The 12,876-nt window shown below is 72.6% G+C and carries 18 protein-coding genes; 11 read left to right on the plus strand and 7 right to left on the minus strand.

Annotation, left to right across the window (positions count from 1 at the left end):
• Positions 1-32: 32 nt before the first annotated feature.
• A complete protein-coding gene (locus ACZ6R9_RS11315; RefSeq protein ID WP_465537926.1) occupies positions 33-941 on the plus strand; it encodes an ABC transporter substrate-binding protein in 909 nt (302 codons plus the stop codon).
• A gap of 5 nt (positions 942-946) precedes the next feature.
• Positions 947-2,014 carry an LLM class flavin-dependent oxidoreductase gene (locus ACZ6R9_RS11320; protein WP_465537928.1) on the plus strand — a complete coding sequence of 356 codons (1,068 nt, stop codon included), beginning with the start codon at positions 947-949 and terminating at the stop codon, positions 2,012-2,014.
• 121 nt (positions 2,015-2,135) lie between these two features.
• On the opposite strand, the gene ACZ6R9_RS11325 is transcribed toward ACZ6R9_RS11320, so the two are convergent.
• Complete coding sequence (locus ACZ6R9_RS11325) at positions 2,136-3,131, minus strand: aldo/keto reductase (protein WP_380484838.1); 996 nt, start codon at positions 3,129-3,131, stop codon at positions 2,136-2,138.
• Between the two features lie 105 nt (positions 3,132-3,236).
• On the opposite strand from ACZ6R9_RS11325, the gene ACZ6R9_RS11330 reads away from it, so the two are divergent.
• A complete protein-coding gene (locus ACZ6R9_RS11330) occupies positions 3,237-3,677 on the plus strand; it encodes a group III truncated hemoglobin (protein WP_380484713.1) in 441 nt (146 codons plus the stop codon).
• A gap of 58 nt (positions 3,678-3,735) precedes the next feature.
• Here ACZ6R9_RS11330 and ACZ6R9_RS11335 read toward each other — a convergent pair whose 3' ends face one another.
• Positions 3,736-3,927 (minus strand): hypothetical protein, encoded by a 192-nt coding sequence (locus ACZ6R9_RS11335; RefSeq protein WP_380484715.1) that lies wholly within the window; start codon positions 3,925-3,927, stop codon positions 3,736-3,738.
• 381 nt (positions 3,928-4,308) lie between these two features.
• Between ACZ6R9_RS11335 and ACZ6R9_RS11340 the strand changes: the two genes are divergently transcribed.
• The 3 genes from ACZ6R9_RS11340 (at position 4,309) to ACZ6R9_RS11350 (ending at position 5,701) form a co-directional block, all read left to right on the plus strand.
• Positions 4,309-4,518 carry a hypothetical protein gene (locus ACZ6R9_RS11340; protein ID WP_380484717.1) on the plus strand — a complete coding sequence of 70 codons (210 nt, stop codon included), beginning with the start codon at positions 4,309-4,311 and terminating at the stop codon, positions 4,516-4,518.
• A 101-nt stretch (positions 4,519-4,619) separates the two neighbouring features.
• Entirely contained in the window at positions 4,620-4,964 is a 345-nt protein-coding gene (locus tag ACZ6R9_RS11345) for a DUF488 domain-containing protein (protein WP_465537931.1), read from the plus strand.
• 86 nt (positions 4,965-5,050) lie between these two features.
• The gene (locus ACZ6R9_RS11350; protein WP_465537933.1) at positions 5,051-5,701 is read left to right on the plus strand and encodes a tetratricopeptide repeat protein; all 651 of its coding nucleotides are present in this window, start codon (positions 5,051-5,053) and stop codon (positions 5,699-5,701) included.
• Positions 5,702-5,807: 106 nt separating this feature from the next.
• Here ACZ6R9_RS11350 and ACZ6R9_RS11355 read toward each other — a convergent pair whose 3' ends face one another.
• Positions 5,808-6,077 (minus strand): hypothetical protein, encoded by a 270-nt coding sequence (locus ACZ6R9_RS11355; protein ID WP_465537935.1) that lies wholly within the window; start codon positions 6,075-6,077, stop codon positions 5,808-5,810.
• A gap of 143 nt (positions 6,078-6,220) precedes the next feature.
• Complete coding sequence (locus ACZ6R9_RS11360; protein ID WP_465537937.1) at positions 6,221-6,667, minus strand: MarR family winged helix-turn-helix transcriptional regulator; 447 nt, start codon at positions 6,665-6,667, stop codon at positions 6,221-6,223.
• Positions 6,668-6,738: 71 nt separating this feature from the next.
• On the opposite strand from ACZ6R9_RS11360, the gene ACZ6R9_RS11365 reads away from it, so the two are divergent.
• From ACZ6R9_RS11365 to ACZ6R9_RS11375, 3 genes are all read left to right on the plus strand, one after another.
• Entirely contained in the window at positions 6,739-7,089 is a 351-nt protein-coding gene (locus ACZ6R9_RS11365) for a hypothetical protein (RefSeq protein ID WP_465537939.1), read from the plus strand.
• Positions 7,086-8,333, plus strand: coding sequence for a YrdB family protein (locus ACZ6R9_RS11370; protein ID WP_465537941.1), 1,248 nt, complete (start codon positions 7,086-7,088; stop codon positions 8,331-8,333). The genes ACZ6R9_RS11365 and ACZ6R9_RS11370 overlap by 4 nt, the downstream gene beginning before the upstream one ends.
• 263 nt (positions 8,334-8,596) lie before the next feature.
• Positions 8,597-9,460 (plus strand): universal stress protein, encoded by an 864-nt coding sequence (locus ACZ6R9_RS11375; protein WP_380484730.1) that lies wholly within the window; start codon positions 8,597-8,599, stop codon positions 9,458-9,460.
• A 30-nt stretch (positions 9,461-9,490) separates the two neighbouring features.
• Here the strand turns inward: ACZ6R9_RS11375 and ACZ6R9_RS11380 are convergent, their stop codons facing one another.
• On the minus strand, positions 9,491-10,117 hold the full coding sequence (locus ACZ6R9_RS11380) for a TetR family transcriptional regulator (protein WP_465537944.1): 627 nt from the start codon (positions 10,115-10,117) through the stop codon (positions 9,491-9,493).
• An 83-nt stretch (positions 10,118-10,200) separates the two neighbouring features.
• Here ACZ6R9_RS11380 and ACZ6R9_RS11385 point away from each other — a divergent pair, with 83 nt between their 5' ends.
• Both ACZ6R9_RS11385 and ACZ6R9_RS11390 read left to right on the plus strand, forming a co-directional pair.
• A complete protein-coding gene (locus tag ACZ6R9_RS11385; RefSeq protein WP_465537946.1) occupies positions 10,201-10,362 on the plus strand; it encodes an SDR family oxidoreductase in 162 nt (53 codons plus the stop codon).
• Positions 10,363-10,580: 218 nt separating this feature from the next.
• A complete protein-coding gene (locus ACZ6R9_RS11390; protein ID WP_380484736.1) occupies positions 10,581-11,762 on the plus strand; it encodes an alpha/beta hydrolase in 1,182 nt (393 codons plus the stop codon).
• A gap of 36 nt (positions 11,763-11,798) precedes the next feature.
• On the opposite strand, the gene ACZ6R9_RS11395 is transcribed toward ACZ6R9_RS11390, so the two are convergent.
• Both ACZ6R9_RS11395 and ACZ6R9_RS11400 read right to left on the minus strand, forming a co-directional pair.
• The gene (locus tag ACZ6R9_RS11395; protein WP_380484738.1) at positions 11,799-12,125 is read right to left on the minus strand and encodes a MoaF-related domain-containing protein; all 327 of its coding nucleotides are present in this window, start codon (positions 12,123-12,125) and stop codon (positions 11,799-11,801) included.
• A gap of 100 nt (positions 12,126-12,225) precedes the next feature.
• Positions 12,226-12,615, minus strand: a complete 390-nt coding sequence (locus ACZ6R9_RS11400; protein ID WP_465538257.1) for a guanyl-specific ribonuclease — start codon at positions 12,613-12,615, stop codon at positions 12,226-12,228.
• Between the last annotated feature and the right edge of the window lie 261 nt (positions 12,616-12,876).

A 12,876-nucleotide genomic window follows, 5' to 3' on the forward strand; every position in this document is an offset into this window, starting at 1 on the left:
GTCAGCTAGCAAGAAGAAGAGAGACCACGCCCATGACCGTCACCGTCGGTGTGCACCGCTCCAACCCGTCCCTTTCCCACCTGGCCCGACTCGACTACCTCCAGCAGGAGTTGGCGCCGCTCGGTGAACGTGCCGAGTTCCACCACTACGCCGACGGCACGAAGACCGGAGGCTACCTGGCGGACGGCACCATCGACTTCGGCGGGACGGGCTCCACCCCACCGATCACCGCGCAGGCCGCCGGGCACAACATCGTCTACACGGCGGTGTCCGCGCCCCGGCCCGACCACGGGGCGCTGCTGGTCGCCGCCGACGGCCCGATCGGCTCGGTCGCCGACCTGAGGGGCACCACCGTGGTGCTCGCCATCGGCTCCTGGCAGACCCACCTGCTCGCCAAGGCCCTGCACCAGCACGGACTTTCGTACCGCGACGACCTCACTGCCGAACGCCCCGCCGGGGACGAGGCCGAGCGGCTGCGCAGCGGCGCCATCGCCGGCTGGATCGCGCAGGGCGCGGAACTCGCCGCCGCCCGCCGCACCGGCGGGTTCCGCGAACTGATCCGCACCACGGACGTGATCACCGACCGCTCGGTGTTCTTCGCCCGCCGTGAACTCGCCGTCCAGCGGCCCGAGGTGATCGCCGCGATCGTCACCGCCCTGCAGCGCGCCGACCACTGGGCCGCCGCCCACCCCGAGGAGGCGGCCGCGATCGCCGCCGCCGACCAGGGCGGCGAGACGGCCGACTGGCACACCGCGCTGAGCGCGCTGCCCTGGCAACTGGAGCCCGCCACCGCCGAGTTCGTCGCCGAGCAGCAGGAGGCCGCCGACATTTTCCACCGGGTCGGCTTCATCGACCGCCCGGTCACCGTCGCGGACATTCACCTGCCCGCCCTGGAGCAGGCCGTCGCCGACGCCATCTCGCGTGCCGCGAAGGGGAACTGAGCACCATGGCCACCGAATTCCTGTGGTACCTGATCCCCCGCGAGGGCCACTACCCGTGGGAGCCCGAGGGCCGCCGGCCGGTCGACCTCGGCTACCTCCAGCACCTCGCCGCCACCGTCGAACGACTCGGCTACAGTGGCGCGTTGCTCGCCACCGACCAGTACGACGTGTGGACGCTCGGCTCCGCGCTCGCCGCCGCCACCGGCCCGGGCTTCCAGCCCCTGCTCGCCGTCCACCCCGGGCTGATCGCGCCCACCCTGCTCGCCAAGATGGCGCTGTCCTTCGAGCACCTGCACGGCGCCGGCCGGCTCCGCTTCAACGTGGTCAACGGCTCCACCGGCCAGCTGCGCGAGTACGGTCTGCACGTCGAGCACGACGACCGCTACCGGCTGTCCGCCGAATACTGGAGCCTGGTCAAGCGCCTCACCAGCGGCGAAGTCTTCGACCACGAAGGCGAGTTCTACCAGCTGAAGAACGCCGGCGCGTCCCTGCGCGACCTGCCGCCGCTGCGCGAAAGCCACATCCCGCTCTGGTTCGGCGGATCCTCCCCGGCGGGCATCGAGGTCGCCGCCGAACACGTGGACGTGTACCTCACCTGGGGCGAACCCCCGCACCTGCTCAGGGAGAAGCTGGAGAAGGTCCGCGAACGCGCCGCCGCGCACGGCCGCACCCTGCGGCTCGGCCTGCGCCTGCACCTGATCGTCCGCGACACCGAGGAACAGGCCTGGGCCGCCGCCGACCGCCTGCTCGACGTCACCAGCCAGGCCACCTACGCCCGCCAACTCGGCGGCGCGCAGGGCGAGGACGGCATCGGCTGGCAGCGGCAGTTCCGTCAGCACGGCGGCCGCGTCCCGGCCCGCGCCCGGGAACTGGAGGCCCACCCCAACCTGTGGCCCGGCATGAGCCTGTTCCGGCCCGGGCCCGGCACCGCCGTGGTCGGCTCCACCGAACAGGTCGTGGAGCGGCTGCGGGAATTCCAGGAGTTGGGCGTCGAGACCTTCATCCTGTCCGGCAACCCGCTGCTGGAGGAGGCCTACCGGGTCGCCGAGACCGTCCTGCCGCAGCTGCACTGACACCGAACGGGCGGGCGGCCGACTCTCCCGGGCCGGCCGCCCGTTCGTCCGCACCGATCAAGCGATCAAGCGCTCAGGTGCTCAGGCGGTCAGGCGGTCAGGCGGTCAGGCGTTCAGGCGTTCAGGCGTTCAGGATCAGCCGGTCGATCTCCGCCAGCTCCGCGGCGGTGAGCGGGCCCGCCGCCAGCCCGTCCAGGTTCTGGTCCAGCTGCCGCACACTCGACGCGCCGACGATCACCGACACCACCCGCTCGTCCCGCAGCACCCAGGACAGCGCCAGCTGCGCCAGGCTCTGACCGCGCCCCTGCGCGACCTGCGCCAGCGCCCGCAGCTGCGTCAACTTCGCCTCCGTCAGCGCCTCCTGCTTCAGGAAGTGCCCCACCGACATCCGCGAACCCGCAGGCACCTCGCCGCTCAGGTAACGGTCCGTCAGCAGACCCTGCGCCAGTGGCGAGTATGCGATCAGCGCCGTCCGCGTCTCACCCACCGCGTCCAGCAGCCCCTGCTCCGGCTCCCGGTTCAGCATCGAGTAGCTGGCCTGGTTCAGCAGACACGGCGTGCCCAGCTCGCGCAGGATCGCCACCGCCTCCCGGTGCTGCTCCGCCGGGTAGTTCGAGATCGCCGCGTACAGCGCCCGGCCCGAGCGCACCGCCGTGTCCAGCGCCCCCATGGTCTCCTCCAGCGGAGTCGACGGGTCCCAGCGGTGCGAGTAGAAGACGTCCACGTAGTCCAGACCCATCCGCTCCAGCGACTGGTCCAGGCTTGCCAGCAGGTACTTGCGCGAGCCGCCGTCCCCGTACGGGCCCGGCCACATGTCCCAGCCCGCCTTCGACGCGATGAACAGCTCGTCCCGGTACGGGCGGAAGTCCTGCGCGAACAGGTAACCGAAGTTGCGCTCCGCACTGCCGTACGGCGGGCCGTAGTTGTTCGCCAGGTCGAAGTGCGTCACCCCGCGGTCGAACGCCCGGCGCAGCACCGCGCGCTGCACCTCCAACGGCTGGGAGTCACCGAAGTTGTGCCACAGCCCGAGCGAGACGGCGGGCAGCTGCACGCCGCTGCGCCCGGCACGGCGGAAGGTCATCGAGGCATAGCGGTCGTCCGCGGCGAGGAAGGTCATACCGGCATCCTGCCAGGTGAGCGCGGTGAAGGGGACCAACGGCCCTCCCGCCGGACCCGGTGCCGACGTACCCTGAGCGGGCGCGAGCAGCACGAGGAGGAAGCCGTGGCACTGCCGGACATCACCACCCGGGCCGAGCTGGAGTCCGCCCTGCGCCGCTTCTACCGTGCCGCGTTCGCCGACCCGCTGCTCGGCCCGGTCTTCACCGAGATCGCCCGCCTCGATCTGGAGTCGCACCTGCCGCGGATCACCGATTTCTGGGAGAGCGCCCTGCTGCGCACCGCCTCCTACCGGGGCAACGCGCTCGCGCCGCACGCCGCGCTGCACGCGATCAGTCCGCTCCATGCCGAACACTTCGGCCGCTGGGTCCAGCTCTGGCGCGCCACGCTGGACGGCCGGCACGCGGGCCCCGTCACGGAACGCGCCAAGGCGCAGGCCCAGCGGATCGCCGTCGCCATGCTCCGCCGCCTCGGCGAGGGCGACACCGCAGGCGGCAGCGGCGGCTTCGTCCCGCTGTCCGCCGTTCGCCTCGCCTCCGGGGTGTGAGCGACCACCCGCCGCAGAGGCGTGGTTCTCCTCCGGTGAGCCGGTCGCGAATGGTCGATCAGTACCGACCCCAGGTCACGTCCCAGTCCGGGTCGCCCTGGTTCTCGTTCGGCGCGGTCACCGAGGCGCCGGTGGCGAGGGCGCTGCCGGTGGCGTGCGAAGAAGGCGCGGAAGAGATCCCGATCAGCACGGCGATGCCGGTGGAAAGCAGACCGACGAGAGCGGTGCGGGCCATGCGGGTGGCGTTCACGGAAGTCTCTTCTCTGTGCGAACTGCGGTACGTGGTAACTGAATTGCCCGGTCAACCGGTCGGGGATTTCCGGCGTCGGATTCGGGTCTGTCTTTGCTGCTCCCCTGCCGACGGGCACTACTTTGGCCCCCGCCGGGGGCGCATGGAAGAGCTGGAGGGTGGACGGATCATGCAGTGGCACAAGTCGTCCACACCTCCCCCCGGGCCGCAGCAGCACCCCGGTGGGCGGTGACGGCGGCGAATCCGCAGGTGGGAGCTCGTGCGGGGGCCCGGGGAGAGGTTTGGCGGCGGCTTGGAGCCGACGCGGACGCAGCGGGCGGACCCGCTCGGAGCGCAGGTGGTGGACGGTTGCGGCCAGCCATCGCATAGGCTCGGCGCACGATGGTGCGGATCACTGTGCTCGGGGCACTCACGGCGACCTTCCCGGACATCGCCGACCGGCTCTCCGCCCGCCTCTGGCTGGTCGTCCTGCTCGGCCGCCACAACTGGTGGCTGCCGCGCTGGCTCGACCGTCTCCTCCCGCAACTGCGGATCGAGCACGGCGAGGGCCCGCCCGCCCCTGCGAAGCAGCCGCAGCCCGCTGCCGTCTGACGTCCGGCCGGCCCGCCCCTCGGGGCGGGCCTTGCTGCGTGCGAGTGGCCGCGCCGCGTGGTCCGCTCCGCCCCCGCTCCGGCCGTGCTTACCGTGGGCGCATGAGCGTACGAGTGGAACGTGTGTACGAGGCGCCGAACGGTGGAGTGCGGGTCCTGGTGGACCGGCTGTGGCCACGCGGCCTGAAGAAGGAGGACGCCCAGCTGGACCGCTGGGCCAAGGAGCTCGCACCGTCGACCGAACTGCGCCGCTGGTTCCACGGCCCGCACAGCGACTACGAGGAGTTCGCCCGACGCTACCGGGCCGAACTCGACGCGCCGCAGGTGCAGGGCGAGTTGGACGAACTGCGGGAGCTGGCGGCGAAGGGGGATCTGGTGCTGCTGACGGCGGTCAAGGAGCCGTCGCACAGTCATGTGTCCGTGCTGCTCGAGCGGTTGGAGTCGTAGGTCCCCCGTCGCCGCCCGCCAGGACGCCCTCCGCATGTTCAAGGTGCGTTGATCCGCCGCGAGTTGTCGCCCGTTACGATCTCGCCATGACTGCGGACGGACGGATCGAGGAAGCGGAACTCTGCTACGAGCGGGCCGTGTTCAAGGGTGACAGCGGCGCTCTCGAACCTGCCGAACGCGGGCTGGACGGAGTCGAGGCCGACCTCGCACTGGCCCGAGGGAGGCTCATCCACGCGCGCTTCATGGACGAACGGGTGGAGGACGCCCGGGAATTGGGGCTGTTCGAGCGGGCCGCCGAGCTGTACGGCCGGCTCGGCGACGAACGCGGCGAGGGCGAAGCACTGTTCTGGGTGGGCACGTTCCACCAGGTGGTGCGGGACGACAACGAGACGGCGCTGCCCGCCCTCCGGCGCGCCCGGGAGCTGGCCGCCCGGGCCGGGGACCGGCTGACCCTCTCGTACGTGCTGCGGCACCTCGGCATCGCCGACCACATGGCCGGTCGACTCGACTGCGCCCGCGCCCACCTTGAGGAGTCCACCCGGCTGCGCCGCGAACTCGGCTTCCTGCCGGGCGTGGCCGCCAACCTGATCGGCCTCGCCTTCCTCGCCTCTCAGCAGCAACGGCGCGAGGACGCCGAGGAGTTGCTCGCCGAGGCGGCCGAACTCGCGGAGAAGAGCGAGGCGTTCGGCGTGCAGCGGTGGGTGGCGGGCGCTCGTGCGGATCTCGGCCTGGCGTGAGCCGTTCGTTCGCCGCGCCGGGGACGGTCTTCGCCGGGGCGAGGTCTCCGGCGGGGCAGGGGCTCCGGGCGGGGCGAAAGGTCAAGCCCGGTAGGCCGGTTCGGGGTCAGATCTCGGCGGGCTCGGGGTGGGGCAGGAAGCGGCTGAGCCGGTAGCTGTCCGGGTACTCGCCGCGGCCGCAGAGCTCGTCCAGCCGGACGGTGGACCAGTCGAGGTCCGGCTCCGTCCGGCCGAGCTCGCGGAGGTAGGCCTTCCACTCGCCGGCGTCCTGGGTGGCGAACAGCACCTGCCAGCTCCCCGCCTCCGGCGCGAAGCGGTCGGCGAACTGCTGGGCGAGCTCCCGTTGCTTGCGCTTTCTCTTCTTCTGGCCTGGCACCAGCTCGGCATTCCCGGCGACGGGCAGTTGGGCAAGCCGGATTCGTGCTGGTGTCCGTTCTCCCGTGCAGCACCAGGCTGTTCCCGTGCGACTGCGTGCCGGCCCGGTTCGTGCGGCGGCACCTCGATGGCTGACTCGCTTGTTCAGTGGGGGAGTTGCTGCTCCCCGAGGGTGCGCAGGTGGCGGGCGAGGGCGGTGCGCTGGGCGGCGGTGAGGCCGTTGGTCAGCTCCGCGTCCACGGCCTCGGCGGCCTCGGCGCAGCGGGCGAGCAGGTGGCGCCCTTCGGGGGTGAGGGTCAGCACCTGGCGGCGACGGTCCCCGGGGTCGCGGACGCGCTCGACCGCGCCGAGCTCCTGCAGTTGGTCCGCGAGGGCCACGATCAGACTGGGCGCGACACCCAGGCGGGTCGCCAACTCCTGCTGCGACGCCGCCGATTCGGCATCCAGGGCCGCCAGCAGGCCCGCGTGCTTGGGCTTGATCCCCAGCCGCTCCACTCGTCCCGCGAAGCGGTCGGAGGCGAGAGCACCGAGGGTGCCCAGGTTGAAGACCACCGTTGCGCGCAGCGCCGCTGCTCCCTTGACATCGCTCACGGCCCGAATGGTACCGTCCTCGCATCGTTCACGGCTCGAATGATTCAGGGGGAGATCGAATGACTGCCGGAATGACTGCTCTGCTGGGGGCCAACGCGGTGGCGGCACTGCTCAGCGCCGGATCCAGCGTGGCCGGGGCGATCCGCCCCGGCCTGGTGCTGGCCGCGAACGAGCCGATCACCGCCGGGACGCGCCTCTACGCCCGGGCCTACACGGTCCGCGCCGTCCCGCTCGGGGTCGTCACCGCGCTGGTCCTGGCCGCCGGTTCGCGCGCCGCAGCCTGGCCGATCCTGGTGGTGGCCGGGCTGGCGCAGGTGGGCGACACCGCGATCGGCGTCCGGCAGCGGAACATCGGCATGACCATCGGCGCCGGCGTGGCCGCCGTCCTGCACCTCGTCACCGCCTGGTGGCTGGCGCGATGAACGGCGTCGGACCGTTCGACATCCTGGCCCTCGCCGCCGAACTGGCCGTCTACGCCGCCGCCGCACACTGGGCCTGGACCCGCCCGGGCCACCGCGCCGTCCGGTCGGCCACTGCCCTCGGGTCGGTCGCCCTGCTCGCCGTCCTCTGGGGCCAGTTCGCCGCACCGACCGCCGCGCACGCCCTGCACGGCCCGGCGCGGGTGGCGTTCGAGATCTGCTGGTTCGGCGCGGGCGCCTCTGCTGCGGCGGTCGGGAGTTGGAGACGACGGAAGGCCAACGCCCCGTCGGGGGTTGGACGTTGGCGGATTGGCCTGCTTGGCGCCCGAGTCCGGCCGCAGTTGTGTCCAGGCAGGGAGTGTTGGGCGGCGGCCGGAAGTAGTCATCCGGACCGAACCAGGGACGTCACACCCCGGGCCGGTCGTCCGGCGATGGGCCCCGCAGGCCCGGCGAGGCGCCGCGCGGGCCGGCTGCCCGGGGTGTCGGCCGTGCCTGAGAGGCTCTGGTCCGTGCTGATCAAGGGATACGGCCTTGGGCCGCTTGTCGTGGGTGAGTGGCTGCTTGAGCGTGCCGGGTTCTGGTCCAACCACCTGCTGCCCTGGTGCCGGTGTGCCCCGGGGGAGGTTCGGGCGGTGCCCGAGTGGTTCGGTGACGACGGTGCCGACACTGACGCCCTGTCCGAAGTGCTGCTGGAGGAGCGGGCGTGGCCGACGTTTCGCGTTCCGTTCGGAGGCGGTCACAGCGCCGTCGTTGTCCACCGGAACCTCCTCGGTGACTACGGGGTCGACTACCTGCTGACCCACCCGGATTGGCCGCGGGCGGAGGACCTGTCCAGCTATGACGGCGACTGGTCCGGTCCGGGCCTGTCCTGGCACGACATCGTGCACATCGCCGAGACGCCCGACCTGGCTGCGCCCGGCGTGCACGACACCGAGGCCCGACTGCTGCTCCTGCTGCCGTTGCTCGCCGAGGACGAGCTGCCCCCGGAGGCGTCGGCACGGGTGAGCGCCGCGCTCGCGGACGTCGGAGCACCCGAGGGCTCCGTTCAGGAGGCGGCCGGCCGGCTCCTGCGGAACAGGCGGCCGAAGGCGAGGCGTGCCGAGTCCCCGCTGAGCGGCGGCAGCTGCCACACCGGTCCGGGCTCGGACGAGTCGGCGGTTCTGTGGGCGCTCGGCCTCACTCGATCCCAGAGCGATGCGCTCGCCGGTGCCCTGGGAAGTGGGCTGCTTCCGGCGTCACCGCAGTGAGTGGCAGAGGGCCGGCTGCCGGAAACGGTGATCACCCATGCGGTGTCCCACGGGCAACTGGAACGCCTGCGGGCCTGGGAGGAGCCCGAGTCCCGGGAGCCGAGACGGACCGGCAGGGACGGAAAGCGGTTTCCGTGCGGCCGGGGGCAGCGGCCTGGCCCCCGGAGGGAAAGCGCTTTCCGTGGGGCGGGCCGTCCTTGCTTGGCCGGGTGGTGCGGGGCGGCGCATGCTGGAAGGAACGACCGGGGTCCGAGGAGTGTGCGATGGAGATCAGGGGACCCAGTGGGGTGATTGCCGGGGTTGACGGGTCGGCGCCCGCGAACGAGGCTGCCGAGTGGGCGGCCCGGGAGGCCGAGCGGCGGGGGGAGGGTCTTCACCTGGTGCATGCCGTCAACACGGGGACGGTCACGCTCTCGCCGCGTACCGGGACGACCGTCACGGACTTGATCCTGCGCGAGGCGGAGGAGCTGTTGGAGTCCGTCCGCTCGGGGCTGGAGGCCGCGCACCCGGGGCTGCGGATCACCGGCGATGTGGTGCCGCGCGATGCCGCGGAGGCGGTGCTCACGGCCGCGGAGCATGCCGGTCTCGCGGTGCTCGGCACGCGTGGGCACGGCGGGTTCGCGTCCTTGCTGCTCGGGTCGGTGAGTCTGCGGGTGGCCGCGCACGCGGCCTGTCCGGTGGTGGTGGTGCGCGGGACGGAGTATCCCGACGGGCCGGTGCTGGTGGCCGTGCACGACGAACGGGACGCCGCCGCGCTGCGGTTCGGCTGCGAGACGGCCGCCCGGCGGGGCCTGGTGGTGCGGGCGCTGCACACCTGGTCGCCGGTGGTGGCGGATGTCGGGCGGATGGCGCCGATGGTGGACGAGCTGGGGGAGGAGAACCAGCTGCACGAGCAGTTGCTGGTGCGCACCTGCGAGCCGGTGCGGGAGGAGTTTCCCGCCGTCGAGGTGCAGTCCCAGCAACTGGCCGGCGGCACGGCCGCGACCCTGGTCGAGGAGTCCCGCACCGCCGCGATGGTGGTGCTCTCCCGGCACCAGCCGGCCCCGCGCTTCGGTCTCCGGCTGGCCACGCCCGTGCACGCCGTCCTGCATCACGCGCAGTGCCCGGTGGCGGTTGTGCCGGTGTGAACCGGCCTCGGCGGCAGGGGAGTCGGTTCCTCAGTTCGGTTCGGTGAGCGGCCCCGTCAGGTGGCGGAAGGCGGTCTCGGCGAGGTCGGCGGCCCCGGTCGGGTCGGTGTCGCCCGCCGCCCAGGCCTCGACGGCGACCCGCATCGCGGCGTTGGTGGCGGCGGCCAGCAGGCGGACGTCCAGGCTGTCGGCGGGCAGGGAGGTGCGGGCGGCCAGGACGGGTCGCAGGGCGGCCTCGGCCTCGTGCTGGGTGCGGTGCCAGACGTCGCGCAGGGCCGGGTCGCCGGGCATGGCGCGGAGCAGGCCGCGGGTCCAGGCGAGGGAGGCGGCCGGGCGGCCGGGGGCGGGGTCGAGCGCGCCGCGGGCGGATTCGACCAGGGCGGGCAGCAGCGGGGTGGCGGGCGTGGTGGCGGCGAGCAGCTCGATCCACTGGCGGGAGCCGTCGGCGAGCAGCGGGGCGACGGCGTCCTCCTTGGTGCGGAAGTAGCGGTAGAAGGTGCGCAGTGAGACGCCGGCGGTGTGGGCGATGTCCTCGGCGGTGGTGCCCTCGGCGCCGCGTTCGGCGAACAGGCGGGCCGCGGTGAGGGCGATCTCCTGCTGGGTGGCGGCCTTGCGGCGCTCGGTGAGGGAGAGCGCGGGGCGTTCGGGTTCGGCCATGGTGTGGTCCCCCGGGCGGGTCGGATGGCGAAGGAGCTCGGGCGGTACTCAGGGTAGCGGCCACGGCGTCACGGGGTGCACTCGTGACACAACGTGCCATATTGGCGTGCCGTGCACAGGGGGCGATCGGCGAGGGCTTCGCCGGGCCCGAGACGGTGGCCGGCGTGATCGCGATGCTCGCCTCGGACGACGGCGCCTTCGTCACCGGCACCGAGATCCGCATCGACGGCGGCACCCACGCCTGAGGCCGGGTCAACCGGCCGCAAACACCTGTCCCGCCCGTCCCGTCCGCTGTGCCGGCCCGCTCGTTCGTGCGCGGGCGGGCGGGACGGAACTGTCCGGGTGAGCGCCGGCGTCCTCGCTTCAGCGTGCATACTTAGCCGGCACGTTCGGCACGGCCGCGCCGAGCCCGTATGCCACCGGCTCGTGGACGCGGCGAGGGGAAGACACGGGGATCACGGCCATGGGGCTGACCAGCACCACACTGCTGCTGTTCACGATCGAGATTGCACTCGTGGTGCTGGGCGCCACCGTCTGGTGGTGGCCCGCGCTCGCCGAGCGCCACTGGCGGGCCGTCCTCGGCCGGATCGGCATGCTGCTCGGCAGCCAGCTCGCGCTGCTCGCGGTGATCGGCCTGCTGGTGAACAACTACTTCTCGTTCTACAGCAGTTGGAACGACCTGCTGGGCACCGGCAAGGACGGCCCGGTCTCCGTGAAGGCCGCCGCCGCGCCCGCCGCCCCGGTCGGGGCGACCGCCGCCCCCAGCCCCAGCGCCGAGCCCGAGCCCAGCAACCTGCCGATGCTGGCCGCCGAGGAACTCGGCAAGGAACCCGTCAACACCACGGTCGGACGCGACCCGCAGAAGGTCGGCGAGATCCGCTCCGTGCGCATCCCCGGCGCGCGCACCGGCCTGAGCACCGACGGATACGTCTACCTGCCCCCGCAGTACTTCCAGCCCGGCAACGAGCAGCGGAAGTTCCCCGCGGTCATCGCCATGACCGGCTTCCCCGGCGATGCCAAGGCGCTGATCACCCGCTTCAACTACCCCGGCGTCGCGCTCGACGAGATGCGGGCCGGCCGGATGCAGCCCACCGTCCTGATCCTGATGCGCCCCTCGCCCGCGATGCCCGCCGACCCCGAGTGCGAGAACGTCCCCGGCGGACCGCAGGCCGAGACCTACTTCGCCAAGGACGTCCCGCGCGCGATCTCCGCCACCTACCGGACGGCGACCGGCCCCGCCGCCTGGGGCGTGATGGGCAACTCCACCGGCGGCTACTGCGCCGCGAAGCTCGCCATGCGGCACCCCGAGGTGTTCGCCGGCGGCGTCTCCATCTCCGGCTATCTGAAGGCCGCCGAGGACGTCACCACCGGCGACCTGTTCAAGGGCAGTCAGCAGCGCCGCGACGAGGCCGACCTGCTGTGGCGCCTCCAGCACCTGCCGATGCCCGCCACCGCGATCATGCTCAGCGGCGCCGAGAAGGGCGACGGCGACTTCCGCAAGGACGCCGACGCCTTCACCGCCGCCGCCAAGGCCCCGATGAGCACCGGCGTCGCCTCCGTCCCCGAAGGCGGCCACAACTTCACCACCTGGATCAAGCTGCTCCCCGCCGGCTTCCAGTTCCTCTCCGCCCACCTGAAGGCGTGAGCCGGGGGCCCGGGGCGGGCTCAGAACGTGGCGGGCTCAGGCCGGGGTGAGGGTGCCGGTGTGGAGTTCGCCGACCCGGCCGGTCTCGCCCTCCCAGGTCCAGAAGACCTTGACGGTGAGGGAGTTGAGGTCCATGACGTGGCTGACGGTGATGCCGCTGCGCTCGGTCCAGGAGACGAACCAGATGCCCGGGGCGATCGCCGCGGCGTGCAGCGCGACGTCCTCGTACTGGCCGGCGGACTCGCCGAGGCCCTCCCAGCGCAGCCGGGTGCCGTCCGCGGAGTAGGAGTTGCGGAAGGCCGCGCCGTTGTCGACCTGGAAAAGATAGGTGCGGCCGGCGTAGCCCGGCAGAGCGGCGGTCATGTGTGGGCGGTCCTTCGGCGGTCGGTGCGGTGGGCGGGTGCGGCCGGCGTGGCCGCACCCGCCCCAACCTATCGGACCTGGGTGGCGACCGGGGGCCCGATCAGCAGGCGAAGTCGACGCGGCGGAACGTCGCGTAGTGGTCGGCCGTGTAGTAGTCCTCGTGGAAGACCTTGCCGGTGATGATCCGTCGAGTGCCGCGGGTCGGGCTGCCCGGGGTGATCACGGTGTACTCGTGGTAATAGCCGAGCGACTTGGCGGGCAGGACGCCCTCGCGGTTCTGGAAGACGACGCCGTCCTGGGAGTACGGGAAGGGCCCGCCGGCGTCGATCAGACGGATGGTGTCACGGCCCTGGCTGGGCAGCGCCGAGTAGCAGATGTTCCCGCTGACGGCCGCGTGCGCCTCGGTGGTGGCCACGGCGGTGGGGACGAGGGTCAGCAGGCCGAGGGCGGCGACCGGGAAGACACGGTTCTTCAACGCGCGGAGAGTCATTCGCATGCCAGCAGTGTGACGCCGTGTCAGCCGCCCCCGTTGCCTTGTCGCGAACACTTCACCCGAGGGTCATGGCCGGAAAACCCGGACGACGCGCGGCGTTCCCGACACCGATTCGCGGCGCGCCGGCGCCGGACTTGTGGCGCACCGACACCGGCCGGCCCCGCGCCCTGTGGCTCTGACACATGGGTGGCCGCGCGCGCCGCCCCTAGTGTGACCTGACCCACAGTCGGACCGCCGACCGGCCGGCCACCCCCACGT

The sequence above is a fragment of the Kitasatospora sp. NPDC048662 genome, from assembly GCF_055587065.1.

What these genes read in the sequence shown, in the direction of transcription:
- ACZ6R9_RS11320 (WP_465537928.1), top strand. Translation starts at nt 947, where the DNA reads ATGGCCACCGAATTCCTGTGGTACCTGATCCCCCGCGAGGGCCACTAC.
- ACZ6R9_RS11325 (WP_380484838.1), bottom strand. Translation starts at nt 3,131, where the DNA reads ATGACCTTCCTCGCCGCGGACGACCGCTATGCCTCGATGACCTTCCGC.
- ACZ6R9_RS11340 (WP_380484717.1), top strand. Translation starts at nt 4,309, where the DNA reads ATGGTGCGGATCACTGTGCTCGGGGCACTCACGGCGACCTTCCCGGAC.
- ACZ6R9_RS11375 (WP_380484730.1), top strand. Translation starts at nt 8,597, where the DNA reads ATGGAGATCAGGGGACCCAGTGGGGTGATTGCCGGGGTTGACGGGTCG.
- ACZ6R9_RS11390 (WP_380484736.1), top strand. Translation starts at nt 10,581, where the DNA reads ATGGGGCTGACCAGCACCACACTGCTGCTGTTCACGATCGAGATTGCA.
- ACZ6R9_RS11395 (WP_380484738.1), bottom strand. Translation starts at nt 12,125, where the DNA reads ATGACCGCCGCTCTGCCGGGCTACGCCGGCCGCACCTATCTTTTCCAG.
- ACZ6R9_RS11380 (WP_465537944.1), bottom strand. Translation starts at nt 10,117, where the DNA reads ATGGCCGAACCCGAACGCCCCGCGCTCTCCCTCACCGAGCGCCGCAAG.
- ACZ6R9_RS11345 (WP_465537931.1), top strand. Translation starts at nt 4,620, where the DNA reads ATGAGCGTACGAGTGGAACGTGTGTACGAGGCGCCGAACGGTGGAGTG.
- ACZ6R9_RS11350 (WP_465537933.1), top strand. Translation starts at nt 5,051, where the DNA reads ATGACTGCGGACGGACGGATCGAGGAAGCGGAACTCTGCTACGAGCGG.
- ACZ6R9_RS11370 (WP_465537941.1), top strand. Translation starts at nt 7,086, where the DNA reads ATGAACGGCGTCGGACCGTTCGACATCCTGGCCCTCGCCGCCGAACTG.
- ACZ6R9_RS11365 (WP_465537939.1), top strand. Translation starts at nt 6,739, where the DNA reads ATGACTGCTCTGCTGGGGGCCAACGCGGTGGCGGCACTGCTCAGCGCC.
- ACZ6R9_RS11315 (WP_465537926.1), top strand. Translation starts at nt 33, where the DNA reads ATGACCGTCACCGTCGGTGTGCACCGCTCCAACCCGTCCCTTTCCCAC.
- ACZ6R9_RS11400 (WP_465538257.1), bottom strand. Translation starts at nt 12,615, where the DNA reads ATGACTCTCCGCGCGTTGAAGAACCGTGTCTTCCCGGTCGCCGCCCTC.